Source organism: Aminobacter aganoensis (assembly GCF_014206975.1).
Classification (GTDB): domain Bacteria; phylum Pseudomonadota; class Alphaproteobacteria; order Rhizobiales; family Rhizobiaceae; genus Aminobacter; species Aminobacter aganoensis.
The window spans coordinates 289,269-308,207 of the sequence record NZ_JACHOU010000001.1; the positions used below are offsets into that span (position 1 = coordinate 289,269).

Here is an 18,939-nt window from a genome sequence, read left to right on the forward strand (position 1 = left end):
TGTGCCTCTTGTTCAGATCGCGCTGCGCGTGAGCAGCACCCAGTCGTGTTTCTTGCTGTAGGTGTCGGTCGATACGGAAGGCTGGCGCGCGATTTCCTCGAACCCATGGGACCCATAGAGCCCGAGCGCCACCTCGTTGTCGCTTTCGGTGATCAGGCTGACCGCACGGCCGGCGGCGCGCGAAAGTTCGTGGGCGACAAGATGGCGGCCAATGCCGCGGCCGCGGTGGTGGCGGTAGACGCCGACGCTGTCGATGAACCAGTTTCCGACGACCTGTTTCTGCAGGGCGAGGATCGGCTCGAACACCGGATGAGGCGCCACTTCGTCGGCGAACGAAGGGTCGACCAGATGGCCGATCACGACACCAGCAATTTCGCTGTCCACTTCGGCCAGGCTGGCATCCTTCCAGCCGGCGCGTTCGTCGTCGTGGCGCATCTGGTTGCGGCCATGTTCGAGCGCGGTCTGCGTCGTGCCGTCGAGCACGGCGCCATACCAGAGCCAGGACGCCAACCCATGCGACGACAGGTCGACCAGGATCGCCAGCTCCGCTGCGTCGCGCCTTTCGGCGCGGCGTATGGTGACGGCGCCGCCCAAATCAGAGCTCCAACATCACGCGCACGACGGGCGCGAGCGCCTTGCCGATGGCGCGGGTGTTTTCGGCGTCGAGATGCACGCCGTCGAGCGGCGTGGTGACGGCAACCGAGCCGGCATCGAAGAAGCCACAACCGACCTCGTCGGCGAGAGCCGCATAGAGCGGCGCAAGCTTGTGCGAAGCCTTGTCGCCGCCGGCGAACGTGTCCTTGTACTCGGCATTTTCGGTGCGGCTGACGGCAGGCGGCGAAACCAGGAGAATTTCAGGTGCGGGATAGTCCATGCCATGGTCGTAGGACCTGACGATCGACACCAGCCGCGCCATGCCCTGCCTGGCGGCAAGCGGGTTGCCGTGGATCCACGGCTTCATGTCGTTGGAGCCAAGCATGATGACGACGACGTCGAGCGGCGTATGGCTGCCAAGGATCGTCGGCAGCATGCGCGCCCCGTTGCGGTCGGCAGCGGCAAGATGATCGTCGAAGGCGGTGGTACGGCCGTTGAGACCCTCGGCGACGACGTTGACGCCCTCGCCCAGTTCCCGCTGCAGAACGCTCGGCCAGCGGTCTTCGAAGGCGTGCCGGCCGGGACCGGCGGCGTCATAGCCCCAGGTCAGCGAGTCGCCGTAGCAAAGAACTGACTTCATGAAAGGGTCCTCTTTCCCTGCCCCTTCGGCCCCTGGAGGCGGATGCCCTCCTCGCGGACGAGGAGGGCGAAAGCCTTACACCAGCATGCCCATCGGGTTTTCGATGAGGCGCTTGAAGGCGGCGAGCAGTTCGGCGCCGAGCGCGCCATCGACGGCGCGGTGGTCGGTCGACAGCGTCACCGACATCACATTGGCGATCTTGATCTCGCCATTCTTGACGACGGCCCGCTGCTCGCCCGCGCCGACCGCCAGGATGGTGGCGTGCGGCGGGTTGATGACGGCGGAGAAGTCCTTGATGCCGAACATGCCGAGGTTGGAGACCGCGCTCGTGCCGCCCTGGTATTCCTCGGGCTTGAGCTTGCGGTTGCGGGCCCTGCCGGCAAGGTCCTTCATTTCATTGGAAATGACGGACAGCGTCTTGATGTCGGCCTGGCGGATGATCGGGGTGATCAGGCCGCCCGGGATCGACACGGCGACGCCGACGTCGGCGTGCTTGTGCTTGACCATGGCCTGGTCGGTCCACGACACATTGGCATCCGGCACGGCCTTGAGGGCCAGCGCCATTCCCTTGATGATCATGTCGTTGACCGACAGCTTGTAGGCCGGAACCTCGCCCTTTTCGGTCTTCACGGTCGGGGCAGCGGCGTTGAGCTGGGCGCGGAGCGCCAGCAGCGCATCGATGTCGCAGTCGAGCGTGAGGTAGAAATGCGGGATGGTGCTCTTGGCCTCGACAAGACGGCGCGCGATCGTCTTGCGCATGTTGTCGTGCGGGATGAGCTCGTAGCTGCCCTCTTCGAACAGCTTGAGAACCTGGTCGTCCGACATGCCCTTGGCGGCGGGCGCCGCAGCCGCAGCACCGGCAGGAGCCTTGGCGGCGGGGGCAGCCTTGGCGCCGCCACCCGAGATCGCAGCCTCGACATCGGCCTTGACGACACGGCCATGCGGGCCGGTGCCGGTTACGGCCGCAAGGTCGATGCCGGAATCCTTGGCGATGCGACGGGCGAGCGGCGACGCGAAGGAGCGGCCCTCGCTGGAGGTTGCGGCCCCGTTGGTGGCAGCCGGCTTTGCAGCCGGAGCGGCGGCGACCGGAGCCGATGCGGCGGCAGGAGCCTCCGCCTTCGGAGCCTCTGCCTTGGGCGCCTCAGCCTTGGGGGCTGCGGCAGGCGCGCCGTTGCCGCCCTTGGCAGCGGCCGACGCATCCTCGCCTTCGGCGGCGAGGATGGCGATCAGCGCGTTGACCTTGACGCCTTCGGTGCCGGCCGGGACGACGAGCTTGGCGACGGTGCCTTCATCGACGGCTTCGACTTCCATCGTCGCCTTGTCGGTTTCGATCTCGGCGATCACGTCGCCGGGCGCAACCTTGTCGCCTTCCTTGACCAGCCACTTGGCCAGATTGCCCTCTTCCATCGTCGGCGAAAGGGCAGGCATGGTGATATTGATCGGCATGATGACCTCCCGCCCGTGTCAGCGATACGTGACTGCTTTGACCGCCTCGACCACCTCGGCCACGTTGGGCAGAGCCAGCTTTTCGAGATTGGCGGCGTAGGGCATCGGCACGTCCTTGCCGGCGATGGTGATGACGGGCGCATCGAGATGGTCGAAGGCGCGCTGCGACACCTGGTTGGCAACGAAATCGCCGACCGATGACTGCGGGAAGCCTTCCTCGACCACGACCAGGCGGTTGGTCTTCTTGACCGACGCGATGATGGTGTCGAAGTCGAGCGGACGGATGGTCCTGAGATCGATGATCTCGGCGTCGATGCCCATAGCGGCGAGCTCGGCCTCGGCCTTGATCGCGTAGGTCATGCCAATGCCGAACGAGACGATGGTGACGTCCTTGCCCGGCTTGTGGATGCGCGCCTTACCGATCGGCAGCACGAAATCATCCATCTTCGGCACATCGAAATGGTGGCCGTAGAGGATTTCGTTCTCGAGGAAGATGACCGGGTTGGGGTCGCGGATGGCCGCCTTGAGCAGGCCCTTGGCGTCGGCTGCCGAGTACGGCATCACCACCTTGAGGCCCGGAATGTGGCTGTACCACGCCGCATAGCACTGCGAGTGCTGGGCAGCGACGCGGGCAGCAGCGCCGCTCGGTCCACGGAAGACGATCGGCGCGCCCATCTGGCCGCCCGACATGTAGAGCGTCTTAGCGGCCGAGTTGACGATCTGGTCGATCGCCTGCATGGCGAAGTTGAAGGTCATGAATTCGACGATCGGCTTGAGGCCGGCCATCGCCGCACCGACGCCGACGCCGGCGAACCCATGCTCGGTGATCGGCGTGTCGACGACGCGGCGCGGACCGAACTCCTGCAGCAGGCCTTGCGTGATCTTGTAGGCGCCCTGGTACTCGGCAACTTCCTCACCCATGACGAAGACGTCGGCGTCACGGCGCATTTCCTCGGCCATGGCGTCGCGCAATGCTTCGCGCACAGTCATCGACACCATCTCGGTGCCGGCCGGAATGTCCGGATCGGCAGCGACTTCGGTCCTGGGCGCTGCGGCGACAGGTGCGGCAGCCTCGCTCTTGGCGGGAGCCGGCGCGGCGGCTGGGGCAGCAGCCTTGGCCGGCGCTTCTTCACCCGCACCCTCGGCTGCCCTGGTCATGTCTTCGCCATCGGCGGCAAGCACGGCGATCAGCGCATTGACCTTGACGCCCTCGGTGCCGGCGGGAACCACGATCCGGGCGAGCGTGCCCTCATCGACGGCTTCGACTTCCATGGTCGCCTTGTCGGTTTCGATTTCGGCGATGACGTCGCCGGCGACGACCTTGTCGCCTTCGTTCTTCAGCCACTTGGACAGATTGCCCTCTTCCATCGTCGGCGAGAGCGCAGGCATGAGAATTTCGATCGGCATGTTCGCGCCCTCCCTTAGATCAAGATGTCGGTCCAGAGCTCGGAAGCATCCGGCTCGGGATCGGTCTGAGCAAAGTCTGCGGCGTCAGCCACAATGTCGCGAACATCCTTGTCGACGGCCTTGAGGTCGTCCTCGCTCGCCCACTTCTTGGCGATCAGGCGCGCCTTGACCTGTTCGATCGGGTCGTGCTCGGAGCGCATCTTCTGCACTTCGTCCTTCGACCGGTACTTTGCCGGATCGGACATCGAGTGACCGCGATAACGGTAGGTCTCCATCTCGAGGATGATCGGGCCGTTGCCCGAACGGCACCATTCAGTGGCGAGATCGCCGGCGGCCTTGACCGCGCGCACGTCCATGCCGTCAACCTTGATGCCCGGAATCTTGAAGGAAACGCCGCGCTGCGAGAAATCGGTCTCGGCCGAAGCACGCGTTACGGCGGTGCCCATGGCGTAGCGGTTGTTTTCGATGACGTAGATCACCGGCAGCTTCCACAACGCGGCCATGTTGAAGCTCTCGTAGACCTGGCCCTGGTTGGCCGCGCCGTCGCCGAAATAGGTGACGCTGACATTGGGGTTCTCGCGGTAGCGATTGGCGAAAGCCAGACCCGTGCCGAGCGACACCTGGGCGCCAACGATGCCGTGGCCGCCGTAGAAATGCTTTTCCTTGGAGAACATGTGCATGGAGCCGCCCTTGCCTTTCGACAAGCCGCCCCGGCGTCCGGTCAACTCGGCCATGACGCCGCGTGCCGAAAGCCCCATCGCCAGCATGTGGCCGTGATCGCGATAGGCAGTGATCATCTGGTCGCCTTCGATCAGCGACATCTGCAGGCCGGTGACGACCGCTTCCTGGCCGATATAGAGGTGGCAGAAGCCGCCGATGAAGCCCATGCCGTAGAGCTGGCCGGCCTTTTCCTCGAAGCGGCGGATGAGCAGCATCTCGCGATAGGCGTTGAGATCCTGGTCCTTGGTAAACTCGACCGGCTTGGGTGTTACCGGTGCTGATGGGGATTTTGAATCGGATTTGGCTTTGGCAGGCGCTTTTTTGGCGGCGGTGGCCATGCATCACTCCCTAGTGGCGTCTCTTTGCGGACATTGAGGAGATCATGCATTTGTCTCTCCTCTCCATGACCAAAACGCTAGCATGGAGAGTGACGCGGCGCCATGCGGAAAAATGCATAGCAGGCATGCGGTTAAGCGCCTAAAAACGTTGAATTTCTTCTTGATTAACCGAGACTCAGTTAATCGCCTGCGCGGATGGGCGCATGATGGTCAGCTCGTCTGCATGGGACATATTGAGCGCGTTGCGCGCCTGCTCGTCAAGCATGTCCTTCTCCAGCGAGCCGTCATGCAGCATCTGCACGCGGCGCTCGACATCCATGCGCTGCGCCCGAACGCTGTCGAGCCGGGCCTGCAGTTCGACGGCCTGGGCCTCGAGCCGGTACTTGGAATAGATGCCGAATTCGCCGTGATAAGCGTGGAAGCCGAAGTAGGACAGAAACATCACCGCCAGCGCCGGGACGATCAGGCGCCCGGATTTCGTCTGCTTGTGCTGGCGTGTCCACATGGTCCGAACCTCTCTCAGGTTCTTGTCGCTCGATTGTGCTTAATGGACGGTTACGGTCGGCCTGCCGGGCCGTCGCCAAAAATAAAAAAGGCGGGAAACATCCCGCCTTCTTCAGTTCGTCAATCGTGAAGCACTCAGCCGCGCAGGATGGACCTGCCGGCGAAGCGTGCCTGGGTGCCGAGCTCTTCCTCGATGCGGATCAGCTGGTTGTACTTGGCGGTACGGTCCGAACGGGCCAGCGAGCCGGTCTTGATCTGACCGCAGTTGGTGGCAACCGCGAGGTCGGCGATGGTCGAATCCTCGGTCTCGCCCGAGCGGTGCGACATGACGGCGGTGTAGGCGGCCTTGTGCGCGGTCTCGACGGCGTCGAGCGTCTCGGTCAGCGAGCCGATCTGGTTGACCTTGACCAGGATCGAGTTGGCGACGCCCATCTTGATGCCGTCGCGCAGGCGCGCCGAATTGGTGACGAACAGGTCGTCGCCGACCAGCTGCACCTTGTCGCCGCACAGCTCGGTCAGGTACTTCCAGCCTTCCCAGTCGTCTTCCGACATTCCGTCCTCGATCGAGATGATCGGGTAGTCGGCGGCAAGCTTGGCGAGGTACTTGGCCTGGGCCTTGGGATCGCGGGTCTTCTTCTCGCCCTCATAAACGTAGTTGCCGCCCTTGAAGAACTCGGTCGCGGCGCAGTCGAGCGCCAGCGCCACGTCCTCGCCCGGCTTGAAGCCGGCCTTTTCGATCGAGGCCATGACGAAGTCGAGTGCCGCCTGGGCGCTCTTGAGGTTCGGCGCGAAACCGCCCTCGTCGCCGACATTGGTGTTGTGGCCGGCGTCCTTCAGCCCCTTCTTCAGGGTGTGGAAGATTTCCGAGCCCCAGCGCACGGCATCGCGCAGCGAAGGCGCGCCAACCGGCATGATCATGAATTCCTGGAAGTCGATCGGGTTGTCGGCATGCGCGCCGCCATTGATGATGTTCATCATCGGCACCGGCAGCACGCGGGCGTTCGGGCCGCCGACATAACGATAGAGCGGCAGGCCGGAAGCCTCGGCAGCAGCCTTGGCGACGGCGAGCGACACGCCGAGGATGGCGTTGGCGCCGAGGCGGCTCTTGTTGGGCGTGCCGTCCAGCTCGATCATCGTCTGGTCGATATGGATCTGGTTCTCGGCTTCCATGCCGCCGATCGCCTCGAACAGCTCGCCATTGACGGCTTCGACGGCGCGTTCGACGCCCTTGCCGAGATAGCGCGGGCCGCCGTCACGCAGTTCCATCGCCTCGTGGGCGCCGGTCGACGCACCGGAGGGAACGGCTGCGCGGCCCATCGAGCCGTCTTCGAGAACCACATCCACCTCGACGGTGGGATTGCCGCGGCTGTCGAGAATCTCGCGGCCGACGATATCGATGATTGCTGTCATGTGAGGCATCCCCGGGAGCTGATCGCAAAGAAAAGGATCGGTTGGATTTCCGCGCCCGTCTTAGCCAAAGATCTGGAAAAGGCAATCGCGGGCGGCCAAATATCACGCTGCGTCAGCCGCCGGATTCACTTTAGACAAAACGCTGTCATGATAATTCATCCCAACGGGCAGGCATCGCCCAAACTTTCGGGTAAACTATCCGCGCGCGGGGCGAAACAGAGGGAGTTTCGCCATGTCCGAGTTAAGTGGTATCCTGAGTTTGTTCTTCATCGCCGCAGCATTCCTGACCTCATGCGACAGTCAACCGCCCCCTCAGGGCACGTCGCAGGTGCGGATCGTTCCGACGGCAAGGTAGAAGCCGGCATCAACGAAAAAGCCCCGCTCGTGCGGGGCTTTTTTGCTTCGGGTCAATGCCAATAGGGCTCGACGCGATAGTGCTGGAATGAGGCATCGCGCACCGACTGGCCATCGTCCTCGGTCAGTTCGTTGACCGAATAGGACGGAGCGGCCTTCAGCTGCTCGGTGGAGAACGGGACGACATAGCCGCCGCGGCTCTTGTCATAGTCCAGCGTGGACCACGGAATGGCGTGATAGCGCTCGCCGATGCCGAGGAAGCCGCCGAAGCCGATGACGGCGAACATGATGCCGTTGGACGTCTTGTCGAGCATGACATCCTCGATCGAGCCGATGCTCTCGCCGGCGGTGTTGTAGACCTTGGTGCCGATGACCCGCGACGCGGGAATGGCTTCGGTATGACCAGTGACAGTCGTCATGATCCTGCTCCTCGTTGGTTGGTGGATGCAGGACTAACGGTCCCCCGAAGCGGAGGTTCCAAATTTTCCGCGCCGAGCCAGCCGATCCTCAGTCTGTGAGGATGAAGGTCACCTTCATGTTGACCCGGTAGGCGGTGATCTTGCCGTTCTCGACGACCACCTTCTGGTCCTGGATCCAGGCGCCCTCGACGTTCTTCAGCGTCATCGACGCACGGGAGATGCCCTGCTCGATCGCATCCTGAAAGCTCTTGGTCGACGACGAGGTGATTTCCGTAACGCGGGCAACAGACATGTAATTCCTCCGGCCGATACGCTCAGTCACGGAGGAAAGCCTACGCCGGGCGCAAGCCCGGCTCAAGCAGGAGTTGCAGGCGCCCGTTGCCCGGGCGTCAGCCCTTGGCGACCCGGTCGAAGGCCATCAGCCTTTCCAGCAGGGCCGGCATGTCCTTGAAGGGGACCATGTTGGGGCCATCCGACGAGGTCGAATTGTCGGGGTCTTCATGCGTCTCGATGAACACGCCGGCGACGCCGACGGCAACGGCGGCACGCGCCAGGGTCTCGACGAAACGGCGCTCGCCGCCCGAGGTCGCACCCTGCCCGCCCGGCTGCTGCACCGAATGGGTGGCGTCGAAGATCACGGGCGCGCCGATGTCGGCCATGATCGGCAGCGCACGCATGTCGGAGACCAGCGTGTTGTAGCCGAAGGAGGCGCCACGCTCGGTGACGAGAACGTTGGGATTGCCCGAGCCGGTGACCTTGGCGACGACGTTCTTCATGTCCCAGGGCGCCAGGAACTGGCCCTTCTTGACGTTGACGACCTTGCCGGTCCTGGCCGCAGCGATGAGCAGGTCGGTCTGGCGGCTGAGGAAGGCCGGGATCTGCAGCACGTCGACCACTTCGCCGACGATGGCGCACTGCTCTTCGGTGTGGACATCGGTAAGCACGGTGACGCCCAGTTCCTTGCGCAGGTCGGAGAAAGCAGGCAACGCCGCGTCGAGGCCGGCGCCGCGGGTGCTCGACAGCGAGCTGCGGTTGGCCTTGTCGAAGCTCGACTTGTAGACGAAGCCGATGCCGAGCTTCTGCGTCAGCTCCTTGAGCTTGCCGGCCATGTCGAAGGCGTGCTGGCGCGATTCGAACTGGCAGGGACCGGCGATCAGCGACAGCGGCGCGTCATTGGCGAACAGGGTCTTGCCGACCGTCACATTTGCATTCGGCTTGGTCATGACTTTTCCTCGAAAATGAAGGCGGCACCCTGCCCCGGCGCTGGCGGAATCACCAGCCTTTGCCCGCTTAGATCGTGCGCGATGCCGTTGCGTACAAGAAGCGCTCTCGCCGCAGCGAGATCGCCGACGGCGAAAACGATGGCGTCGAGCTGGATATGCTTGCGACCGGCCGAGGCGCGGACCATCACATCGGCATTGGCGAGCGGAACCTTGGCCCCGCCGGAGGCGACGCCTGCAAAGCTGCGCGCGACCATCGCCAGGAAGGCAGCGGCCGAAGCGGCATCGCCGGCCCGCGCCTCGACGGCAACCACGCGGCTGGCGCCGTTGGCATGGGCCTGCAGGGCGCTGCGGTCCACATTCGGCGCATTGGCGCGCTCACAGGCGAAGAAGAACGCATCGCCGGCATTCGAGGGCTCGGCGGCAAAGGCGAGCCGGAACGACGCGACGTCGGCGAGGCCGCCGGCATCGACGAAAGGCCGCGAGAAATCGAGGCGCGGGCCGGCCGACACGCCCGCCTCGACATAGCGGCGGTGGTCGGCGTCGGCGTCGTCTGAGGCGAAGACGACCGCGGAAAAGCCGTCGTCGCCGTGGGCGGCGCGGAACGAACGGTCGCGCGCCACGAACACGTTGCCCGCGGCAACTGCCTGGTCGGCAGCCGCGACATCGCCCACCGCCAATGGCTCGAGGAAGGTACCGTCGGCCAGATAGATGCAGCAGTTGACGGTGCCGAAGGGATGGATGCCCTGGGGCGCAGCCGTGAAGCCGAGCGAGGTCAGCCTCTCGCGAGCGACGGCGAGGCTTGGGGTCGGCAGGACCACATGGTCGAGAGCCCGAGGCCCACTCTGGAGGGTTTTGGTCATCGGCCTGCGCTGTGCCTCAAATCAGCGATTTTCGCAAGACGAAGCGCCTCAAAGCCCGGAAACCATGTCGCCGAGGCGCCGCACGGTGTTCCAGTTGCGTGATGTGCCGATGCCGCCGGCCCGCTTGGGCGTCAGCACGCCGAGCAGCCGCGACGTGCCGGCGCTGCGCGAAAAATGCAGCCAGATGTCGCCGTTGACGACGGCCAGCTTCTCGTCGGCGGCGACATAGGGCCGAAGCCGCTCGATGACGTCAGGTGCCACCGGCTGACGCATCACCCGAACCGCCACCTGATCCGGCTCGCGCTCCGCCTCCTCAGGAAACGGATTGGCGCCAACCAGCTTGCTCCAGGCACCGGCGTCACGGACGATGATGTCGACATGCTTGCCGAACTTCTGGGCGAACGCCGCCTCGAGGTCGCGTTCAAGGTCGGGAATCGGCTTGTCAGCCTCGAAGACCAGGTTTCCCGTCGCAACCAGCGTGCGCGGGTTTTCGAGGCCGAGGCCAACGGCCATGTCGCGCAGGTCGGACATGACGACGCGCCGGCCAGGTCCGAGCACGATGCTGTAGAGGAGCGCGACGTAGGTGGTCATGCGCGGTGCAGCCACTGGAAAGATTTGCGCGCCGGCGAGTTCACGGCGGCGCGCATGGAAAAATCAGACGAGCCGGCTCTGTTCGACCGCGGCTTCGATGAAGCTGGCGAACAGCGGGTGCGGTTCCAGCGGACGGCTCTTCAGCTCCGGATGGTACTGGACGCCGATGAACCAGGGATGGTCGGGATATTCGACCGTCTCGGGCAGCACGCCGTCCGGCGACATGCCGGCAAAGACCAGGCCGCACTCTTCGAGCCGGTCCTTGTAGTCGATGTTGACCTCGTAGCGGTGGCGGTGACGCTCGGAGATGTCGGTGTCGCCATAGATATCGGCGATCTTCGAGCCCTCGGACAGCTTGGCGTCGAACGCGCCGAGGCGCATGGTGCCGCCAAGGTCGCCGGAGGCCCGGCGCTTCTCCAGCATGTTGCCCTTGAGCCATTCGGTCATCAGGCCGACGACCGGCTCCTTGGTCGCACCGAACTCGGTCGACGAGGCATTGTCGATGCCGGCCAACGAACGAGCCGCCTCGATGCAGGCCATCTGCATGCCGAAGCAGATGCCGAAATACGGCACCTTGCGCTCGCGCGCGAACTTGGCTGCCAGGATCTTGCCTTCCGAGCCGCGCTCGCCGAAGCCGCCGGGCACCAGGATGCCGTGGACCTTTTCCAGGAACGGTGCCGGGTCTTCCTTCTCGAAGACCTCGCTCTCGATCCAGTCGAGCTTGACCTTGACGTTGTTGGCGAGGCCGCCATGCGACAGCGCCTCGATCAGCGACTTGTAGGCATCCTTGAGGCCGGTGTACTTGCCGACCACGGCGATGGTGACTTCGCCTTCGGGATTGTGGATCAGCTGCGAGACGTTCTGCCAGGCGTCGAGACGCGGCTTGGGCGCCGGGTCGATGCCGAAGGCGGCCAGCACTTCCGAATCCAGGCCTTCCTTATGGTAGGCCAGCGGCACGTCGTAGATGTGGCCGACGTCGAGCGCCTGGATGACCGCCGATTCGCGCACGTTGCAGAACAGCGACAGCTTGCGGCGCTCTTCCTTGGGAATGTCGCGGTCGGCGCGGACCAGGAGGATGTCCGGGGCGATGCCGATCGAGCGCAGTTCCTTGACCGAATGCTGGGTCGGCTTGGTCTTGAGCTCGCCCGCCGTCGGAATGTAAGGCATCAAGGTCAGGTGGACGTAGACCGCGTTGTTGCGCGGAAGGTCGTTGCCAAGCTGGCGGATCGCCTCGAGGAACGGCATCGCCTCGATGTCGCCGACGGTGCCGCCGATCTCGCAGAGTACGAAGTCGTACTCGTCATTGCCGTCGAGGATGAAGTTCTTGATCTCGTCGGTGACGTGCGGAATGACCTGCACTGTCGCGCCGAGGTAGTCGCCGCGCCGCTCGCGTTCGATGATGTTCTTGTAGATGCGGCCGGTGGTGATGTTGTCGCTCTGGTTCGCCGAACGCCCGGTGAAGCGCTCGTAGTGACCGAGATCGAGGTCGGTTTCCGCACCGTCGTCGGTCACGAACACCTCACCATGCTGGTAAGGCGACATCGTTCCCGGGTCGACATTGAGGTACGGATCGAGCTTGCGGATGCGCACGCGATATCCGCGTGCCTGCAGAAGAGCCCCTAGGGCCGCTGCGGCTATGCCTTTTCCAAGGGAAGAGACCACGCCGCCGGTAATGAAAACATATCGCGCCATGGGATTCATCGCTTAACGCGGCCAAATCGATTCCGCCAGAGAAAAATCCGCCGCGTCGGACTTTTCCCTATCTGGCTGTTCAGTCTTGCTGCCGAGTAGACACGCAAACAAAAAGGCCGGCGGTCAGGCCGGCCCGGATATCAGCGTCTTGTGGACGCCTTACATGACGATGACTTCAGAGCCCATCTTCACGCGATTGTAGAGGTCCATGACATGGTCGTTGACCATCCGGAAGCAACCGTTCGAAGAATTCGTGCCGATCGTCTGCGGCTGGTTGGTACCATGGATACGGATATGGGTATCCTTCTTGCCCTGGTAAAGGTAGATGGCGCGCGCGCCGAGCGGATTTTCCGGCCCGCCGTTCATGCCGTCCTTGTACTGGCCGTATTTCTTGGGCTCGCGCTCCTGCATGTCCTTGGTCGGAATCCAGCGTGGCCATTCCTGCTTGTCGCCGATGGTGGCCTTGCCCTTGAACTCCAGGCCCTCGCGGCCGACCGCGATGGCATAGCGGCGCGCGGTCGAGGATGATTCGATCAGATAAAGGTAGCGGGAGCCGGTATCGACCACGATCTGGCCGCGCTCATAGCCCGAGAACGACACTTCCTGCGGCTCGAAATCGGACTTCACCTTGAACTGCTTCTTGGCCTGCTTGGCCTGCAGCACCGCATCGAGCGCGCGCGTCTGCGGCAGCATAGACTGCTGGGGCGCACTGCCGCCGAAGATACCCGCCAGCAGGCCGGTCTGGCGCGGACGCTCCTTGCTCTCGCTGCGCAACTCACCGTTGTTGCCGGTGGCAGCGATTTCCATGGCGTCGGGCGTCAGTGGCTCGATCGGCTTGGTGACGTCCAGCGGCTGGAGATTGCGCTTGGGCGCTGGCTCTGCAGCGGCGACCTGGGTCGTCGCCTTCTCGGCCTTCTTGAGGCGGGCGACTTCACGTGCCTTCTCGGCCTTTTCCTTGGCCGCCGCCCGCATCGCCAGCTTCTTGGCTTCGAGCATCTTCAGGCGCGCGACTTCCCTGTCGGCCTTGATCTTGGCCTCGAGGTCCTTGATCCGGACCAGGTCCTCGTCGGTCGGCTTCTTCTTTTTCTTCAACAGCTTAAGCTCGGCGGCATCGCTCTTGGCGGCGACCGCGACGATGTCGCTCGCAGCCCCGGGCTGCGGCGGAACAGCCGTGCCGGCCGAAGTGGCGGCAAAGGCCGTCGAACTCATGAGAGAGGCGCAAATTCCAGCAAGTAGGATGCGGCGGAGCTGCATGGCGAAGGATCCCGAACGTTCAACGCAAATCTTTGCGCGACAACGCGCGGTGCCCCAAGGCGCCCCCGCCGATATGCCGCAGCCCAAGCTATAATCGATTAGCCGGAGACGCCTCAAGTGAGGCGCCCCCGGCTGGATGTGCGAATTCAGGTGATCATTGCTGCATTTGCCGCGACTGTGTTCAAACAACAACAGGTTGCGGCAAGCAGGCCAGATTTAGTTCGGAACCTGCGGCGTGACAGGCGCAGCAGGCGTGCCCGCAGCAGGCTGCTCGGTGGTGCCCGAAGCCGCCGGTGCGGCAGGCGCTGCCGGCTGTTCGGCGGTCGGAGCCGCAGGAGCCGTCGTGCCCGAGGCAGGTGCCGCCGGTGCAGGCGCCGGAGTCGAGCCGCCGAGCTGGTCGAGAATGCCCTGGCCGCTGCCGCTCGGAGCGCCGCTCTGGGTCGCCGGAGCGCGGTCGAGGATGTCGATCGGCTTCTCGCCGTAGCGCGCGATGATCGACAGCGTCAGCGACGTGACAAAGAAGACCGTCGCCAGGATTGCCGTGGCGCGGGTGAGCGCGTTGGCAGCACCACGCGCCGTCATGAAGCCCGAACCGCCGCCGATGCCGAGGCCGCCACCTTCCGAGCGCTGCAGGAGCACCACACCGACGAGGGCGAGCACGACCATCAGGTGAATGACGATAACGACGGTTTCCATTGCGCTTCCTGAGATCTTTCCTGACGGGGATTGGCCGCGCGCCGCAGCGCCCGGCATTCCGGAGGCGGCTCAATACAATGCTTTCTAGGCATTTCCAAGCCCGCCCGCGGAATATGGGGTGACACGTTGCCTTTGCAACGGCCGCCCCGGGGCTGAATCAGAGCTTGCGGTAGGACTCGGCGATGCCGAGGAAGTCCACCGCCTTGAGGCTGGCACCGCCGACGAGCGCGCCGTCGACATTGGCAACCGCCAGCAGTTCGCCGGCATTGGACGGCTTGACCGAACCGCCATAGAGAATGCGCATCTTGCCCGCCGCCTCGCCGAGCTTCTCGGCAAGCCGCGCGCGAATATGCGCGTGGGCTTCGGCGACATCGGCAACGGTCGGCGTCAGGCCGGTCCCGATGGCCCAGACGGGTTCGTAGGCAATGACGGCATTGGAAGGCGTGGCCGTGCCCGGGACGGAACCGTCGATCTGGCGCGACAGTACCGACAGCGTGGCGCCTGCCTCGCGTTCGGCATGGGTCTCGCCGATGCAGATGACGGCCACGAGCCCTGCCCGCCAAGCGGCTTCCGCCTTGGCGTGGACGACCACGTCGCTTTCGCCATGGTCGGTGCGCCGCTCGGAATGGCCGACGATGACGTGGCTGGCGCCGGCGTCCTTCAGCATCTCGGCCGAGACGTCGCCGGTATGGGCACCGGTTTCCTTGGCGTGGCAATCCTGCCCGCCGGCCTTGACCGGCGTGCGGTGAAGGATTTCGGCAGCCCGCGACAAAAGCGTAGCCGGAACGCACAGCAGCGCCTCGGTCTCGGCATCGAGGCCAGTCATGAAGCCGCCGGCAATGCTGCGCAATTCGTTGAGCGAGGCGCTGGTGCCGTTCATTTTCCAGTTGCCTGCGACGAGTGGGCGAATTCCTGGCGTCATGTGCTTGTTCCTCGAAATCGATGTTCGCTGGGGCAACCTCACTACCAAAAACAAGCCACAAAGCAATCGACACTGGCGGCGAAGGGCGCTATTGCGCTTCGTTCATGCAGGCGCATGTGAAAATGCGCGTATACGGGATCTGATACATGCTCGAAACGATGCGAAGTGCTGCGGGAACCTGGGTAGCTAAGCTTCTGCTTCTGCTGCTCGTCGTAAGCTTCGCCGTGTGGGGCATTTCCGGCTCAATGCTCGGCGGCGTCGGCGGCGACAAGGTCGTCACCGCCGGTGGAACCTCGGTCTCGGGGGTCGAATACCGCCTCGCCTACGATCGCCAGGTCAACGTCATGTCGCAGCAGTTCGGCCAGCGCCTGACCCGCGAGCAGGCCACCGCCCTCGGCATCGACAACCAGGTCGCCTCCCAGCTCGTCGCCGGCGCCGTGCTCGACGAACAGGCGCGCAAGCTCGGCCTGGGGCTGTCCAAGGACAGCCTCGCCCAGCTGACCTGGGACGATCCTGCCTTCCAGAACGCCAGCGGCCAGTTCGACCGCCAGGCTTTCGAATACATCCTGCGCCAGATCGGCATGCGCCCCGAAGACTATCTGAAGAACCGCGCCCAGGTGGCGGTCCGCCAGCAGATCGTCGAGGCCATCTCCGACGGGATGAAGGCTCCCGACACGTTCCTGCGTGCCGTCGCGCTCTATCGCGGCGAAGACCGCACCATCGATTACCTGCCGCTGCCGAAGTCGCTTGTCGAACCGATCGCGGCGCCTGCCGACGACGTTCTCAAAGCATGGTTCGAGGAAAACAAGAAAAACTACGCCGCACCCGAATACCGCAAGCTGAGCTACGTCAAGCTCGAGCCCGAGGACATCATGGATCTCGGCTCGATCACCGACGAGCAGGTGCGCCAGGACTACGACAAGAACAAGTCCCATTTCACGACAGCCGAAACGCGCAAGATCGACCAGCTGGTGTTCCCGAGCGCCGACGCCGCCAAGGCTGCGTCCGATGCGATCAAGGCCGGCACCGCGTTCGACAAGATCGTCGCCGACCAGGGCAAGACGGCCGCCGACGTCGCCCTCGGCACGCTGTCCAAGGACACCATTGCCGACAAGGCCGTTGCCGAGGCGGCTTTCGCGCTGCAGGCAAGCCAGGTCAGCGACGTGGTCCAGGGTTCGTTCGGACCGGTGCTGGTCCGCGTCAGCGAGATCGCGCCTGAAGCGGTGAAATCGCTCGACGAGGTCAAGGATCAGATCCGCAAGGATCTCGCCCTTGCCGAGGCCAACCGCATCCTGCTCGACGTGCACGATTCCTACGAGGATGCACGCGCCGGCGGCGAATCGATGCGCGCCACCGCCGACAAGCTCAAGCTCAAGGTGGTGACGATCGAAGCCATCGACCGCGCCGGCCAGCTGCCCGACGGCACCGTCGTCAACACGCTTCCCGACTCACGCAACCTGATCCAGGCACTGTTCGAGGCTGAAGCTGCCATCGAGAACCCGCCGCTCAACATCGGCACCAACGGTTTCGTTTTCTACGAAGTGGACGGCATCACGCCGGCCCGCGACCGCGCCCTCGACGAAGTTCGGGAGAAGGTCGTGGCGGACTGGACCGCAGCCGAAGCGACCAAGCGCCTCAGGGACAAGGCAACGGAACTTGAAAAGCGCCTCAAGGATGGCGCCGCGATGGACGTGATCGCGGGTGAGCTCAAGCTCGAGAAGCAGACCAAACGCGGTCTCAAGCGCGAAGCCGACGACGCCGATTTCGGCCGCGAGGGCGCTGCCGCGATGTTTGCCATGGGCGAAGGCGGCACCGGCGTTATCGCAGCACCGGCCGGCGACGCACAGATCCTGTTCAAGGTCGTCGAAGTGTTCGAGCCGGCCGGCGCCGACGCAAGCGCCGTGCCCGAGGACGCGCAGAAGACCTTCGCTTCCGGCATGTCCGACGATCTGCTCGACCAGCTGGTGGCGCAGCTGCAGGGCGAGTACAAGGCCACCATCGACCAGGCTGCGATCGCCCGCGCGATCGCAGTGACGCCGCAATGAGCGCACTCAAGCCCCACATCGCCAAGGTCGCCAGCGGCACCGCCCTCACCTTCGAGGAAGCGCGCGAGGCCTTCGACATCATAATGTCGGGCGAAGCGACGCCGGGGCAGATCGGCGGCTTCCTGATGGCGTTGCGCGTGCGCGGCGAGACGGTCAGCGAAATCTCCGGCGCCGTTGCCACCATGCGCGACAAGATGCTTCGCGTCGACGCCCCGGCTGACGCCATCGACATCGTCGGCACCGGCGGCGACGGCTCGCACAGCGTCAACATCTCGACCGCCTCGGCCTTCGTCATCGCCGGCGCCGGCGTGCCGGTCGCCAAGCACGGCAACCGCGGCCTGTCCTCGCTGACGGGCGCCGCCGACGTCCTGACCGCGCTCGGCGTCAACATCGACCTGCCGCCCGAAGCGATCGGCCGCTGCATCCACGAGGCCGGCGTCGGCTTCATGTTCGCGCCTGCCCATCACCCGGCGATGAAGCATGTCGGCGCAACGCGCGTCGAACTCGGCACCCGCACGATCTTCAACCTGCTCGGGCCGCTCTCCAATCCAGCCGGCGTCGACCGCCAGCTGGTCGGCGTGTTCTCGCCCGAGTGGATCGTGCCGGTTGCCGAGACGTTGAAGGAGCTCGGTGCCAAGTCGACCTGGGTCGTCCATGGCGACGGGTATGACGAGATCACCACGACGGGCGAAACCCATGTCGCGGCACTCGCCGACGGCGCCATCAGCACCTTCACCCTGACGCCCGAACAGGTCGGCCTCGCCAGGCACACCCGCGAAGAGCTGCGCGGCGGCGATTCCGCATACAATGCAGCCGCCCTGCGCCGCGTGCTCGAAGGCACTGCAGGCGCCTATCGCGACACGGTGCTGATGAATGCCGGTGCCGGCCTGGTTGTCGCCGACAAGGTGGCGACCATCGGCGAAGGCGTGAAGCTCGCGGCGGATGCGATCGACAGCGGTCGTGCTCTCGCCGTGCTCCAGCGCCTCGTCGGCGTCTCGAACGGATAAAGACATGGCCGACATCCTGCGCCAAATCGAAGCCTACAAGCGCGACGAGATCGCCGCCGCCAAGACATTGCTGCCGCTCGCCGAGATCAAGGCCAAGGCGCGCGACGTGGCCGCGCCGCGCGGTTTCCTTGCCGCCCTGGAAGCAAAGCGCAGCGACGGCCGCTTCGGCCTGATTGCCGAGATCAAGAAGGCGAGCCCGTCCAAGGGCCTGATCCGCGCCGACTTCGACCCGCCGTCATTGGCCCGGGCCTATGCCGAGGGCGGCGCCGCCTGCCTGTCGGTGCTGACCGACACGCCGTCCTTCCAGGGCGCGCCCGAATTCCTGATGGCTGCTCGCCAAGCCTGCGCCCTGCCGGCGCTGCGCAAGGACTTCATGTTCGAGCCCTACCAAGTGTACGAGGCCCGCGCCTGGGGTGCCGACGCCATCCTCATCATCATGGCAAGCCTGTCCGACGACGATGCCCGCCGGCTCGAAGACACCGCCTTCGAACTCGGCATGGACGCACTGGTCGAGGTGCACGACGAGCAAGAGACCGAGCGCGCGCTGAAGCTCACGTCGCGCCTGCTCGGCGTCAACAACCGCAACCTCAGGACCTTCGAGGTCAGTCTCACCACGTCCGAACGGCTGGCACCCATGGTGCCGACGGACCGGCTGCTTGTCGGCGAAAGCGGCATCTTCACGCATGACGATTGCCTGCGCCTGGAAAAATCCGGCATCGGCAGCTTCCTCGTCGGCGAAAGCCTGATGCGGCAGGCCGACGTGGCGGCAGCCACGCGGGAGTTGCTCGACGGCATTCCGCAGACGGCCGGTGCCTGA

At 64.7% G+C, this 18,939-nt stretch carries 19 protein-coding genes; 3 read left to right on the top strand and 16 right to left on the bottom strand.

The window, feature by feature from the left end; translation table 11 throughout:
• Window positions 1-12 precede the first annotated feature (12 nt).
• The 16 genes from GGR00_RS01375 to tpiA all read right to left on the bottom strand — a co-directional run bounded on the left by GGR00_RS01375 (window position 13) and on the right by tpiA (window position 15,070).
• The gene (locus GGR00_RS01375; RefSeq protein ID WP_184697352.1) at window positions 13-594 is read right to left on the bottom strand and encodes a GNAT family N-acetyltransferase; all 582 of its coding nucleotides are present in this window, start codon (window positions 592-594) and stop codon (window positions 13-15) included.
• A gap of 1 nt (window position 595) precedes the next feature.
• Window positions 596-1,234, bottom strand: a complete 639-nt coding sequence (locus tag GGR00_RS01380; RefSeq protein WP_184697355.1) for an SGNH/GDSL hydrolase family protein — start codon at window positions 1,232-1,234, stop codon at window positions 596-598.
• Between the two features lie 75 nt (window positions 1,235-1,309).
• Complete coding sequence (locus GGR00_RS01385) at window positions 1,310-2,680, bottom strand: pyruvate dehydrogenase complex dihydrolipoamide acetyltransferase (RefSeq protein WP_184697357.1); 1,371 nt, start codon at window positions 2,678-2,680, stop codon at window positions 1,310-1,312.
• Between the two features lie 18 nt (window positions 2,681-2,698).
• Entirely contained in the window at window positions 2,699-4,087 is a 1,389-nt protein-coding gene (locus tag GGR00_RS01390; protein WP_055976965.1) for a pyruvate dehydrogenase complex E1 component subunit beta, read from the bottom strand.
• A gap of 14 nt (window positions 4,088-4,101) precedes the next feature.
• A complete protein-coding gene (gene pdhA / locus GGR00_RS01395) occupies window positions 4,102-5,145 on the bottom strand; it encodes a pyruvate dehydrogenase (acetyl-transferring) E1 component subunit alpha (RefSeq protein ID WP_184697361.1) in 1,044 nt (347 codons plus the stop codon).
• A 175-nt stretch (window positions 5,146-5,320) separates the two neighbouring features.
• Complete coding sequence (locus GGR00_RS01400; protein WP_055976970.1) at window positions 5,321-5,650, bottom strand: FtsB family cell division protein; 330 nt, start codon at window positions 5,648-5,650, stop codon at window positions 5,321-5,323.
• 134 nt (window positions 5,651-5,784) lie between these two features.
• The gene (gene eno / locus GGR00_RS01405) at window positions 5,785-7,059 is read right to left on the bottom strand and encodes a phosphopyruvate hydratase (RefSeq protein ID WP_055976973.1); all 1,275 of its coding nucleotides are present in this window, start codon (window positions 7,057-7,059) and stop codon (window positions 5,785-5,787) included.
• A 407-nt stretch (window positions 7,060-7,466) separates the two neighbouring features.
• Window positions 7,467-7,832 (bottom strand): PRC-barrel domain-containing protein, encoded by a 366-nt coding sequence (locus tag GGR00_RS01410; RefSeq protein ID WP_055976976.1) that lies wholly within the window; start codon window positions 7,830-7,832, stop codon window positions 7,467-7,469.
• 88 nt (window positions 7,833-7,920) lie between these two features.
• A complete protein-coding gene (locus GGR00_RS01415) occupies window positions 7,921-8,124 on the bottom strand; it encodes a dodecin family protein (RefSeq protein ID WP_055976979.1) in 204 nt (67 codons plus the stop codon).
• Between the two features lie 97 nt (window positions 8,125-8,221).
• Complete coding sequence (gene kdsA / locus GGR00_RS01420) at window positions 8,222-9,055, bottom strand: 3-deoxy-8-phosphooctulonate synthase (protein WP_055976982.1); 834 nt, start codon at window positions 9,053-9,055, stop codon at window positions 8,222-8,224.
• Window positions 9,052-9,915, bottom strand: a complete 864-nt coding sequence (locus tag GGR00_RS01425; RefSeq protein ID WP_184697364.1) for a VOC family protein — start codon at window positions 9,913-9,915, stop codon at window positions 9,052-9,054. The genes kdsA and GGR00_RS01425 overlap by 4 nt, the downstream gene beginning before the upstream one ends.
• 48 nt (window positions 9,916-9,963) lie before the next feature.
• Window positions 9,964-10,506: a DUF1697 domain-containing protein gene (locus tag GGR00_RS01430; RefSeq protein WP_184697367.1), complete on the bottom strand. Its 543-nt coding sequence runs from the start codon at window positions 10,504-10,506 to the stop codon at window positions 9,964-9,966.
• Between the two features lie 63 nt (window positions 10,507-10,569).
• Window positions 10,570-12,207 (bottom strand): CTP synthase, encoded by a 1,638-nt coding sequence (gene pyrG / locus GGR00_RS01435; RefSeq protein WP_156381272.1) that lies wholly within the window; start codon window positions 12,205-12,207, stop codon window positions 10,570-10,572.
• Window positions 12,208-12,357: 150 nt separating this feature from the next.
• Entirely contained in the window at window positions 12,358-13,452 is a 1,095-nt protein-coding gene (locus tag GGR00_RS01440; RefSeq protein ID WP_184697370.1) for a L,D-transpeptidase, read from the bottom strand.
• A 216-nt stretch (window positions 13,453-13,668) separates the two neighbouring features.
• Window positions 13,669-14,148, bottom strand: coding sequence for a preprotein translocase subunit SecG (gene secG / locus GGR00_RS01445; RefSeq protein ID WP_184697374.1), 480 nt, complete (start codon window positions 14,146-14,148; stop codon window positions 13,669-13,671).
• 157 nt (window positions 14,149-14,305) lie between these two features.
• Window positions 14,306-15,070, bottom strand: coding sequence for a triose-phosphate isomerase (gene tpiA, locus GGR00_RS01450; protein ID WP_184697377.1), 765 nt, complete (start codon window positions 15,068-15,070; stop codon window positions 14,306-14,308).
• A 146-nt stretch (window positions 15,071-15,216) separates the two neighbouring features.
• Here tpiA and GGR00_RS01455 point away from each other — a divergent pair, with 146 nt between their 5' ends.
• The 3 genes from GGR00_RS01455 to trpC are packed head-to-tail and all read left to right on the top strand — an operon-like array spanning window position 15,217 to window position 18,939.
• Entirely contained in the window at window positions 15,217-17,115 is a 1,899-nt protein-coding gene (locus GGR00_RS01455) for a SurA N-terminal domain-containing protein (RefSeq protein WP_184697380.1), read from the top strand.
• Complete coding sequence (gene trpD, locus GGR00_RS01460; RefSeq protein WP_184697383.1) at window positions 17,112-18,122, top strand: anthranilate phosphoribosyltransferase; 1,011 nt, start codon at window positions 17,112-17,114, stop codon at window positions 18,120-18,122. Before GGR00_RS01455 ends, trpD begins: the two co-directional genes overlap by 4 nt.
• A gap of 4 nt (window positions 18,123-18,126) precedes the next feature.
• The gene (trpC, locus tag GGR00_RS01465; protein ID WP_184697386.1) at window positions 18,127-18,939 is read left to right on the top strand and encodes an indole-3-glycerol phosphate synthase TrpC; all 813 of its coding nucleotides are present in this window, start codon (window positions 18,127-18,129) and stop codon (window positions 18,937-18,939) included.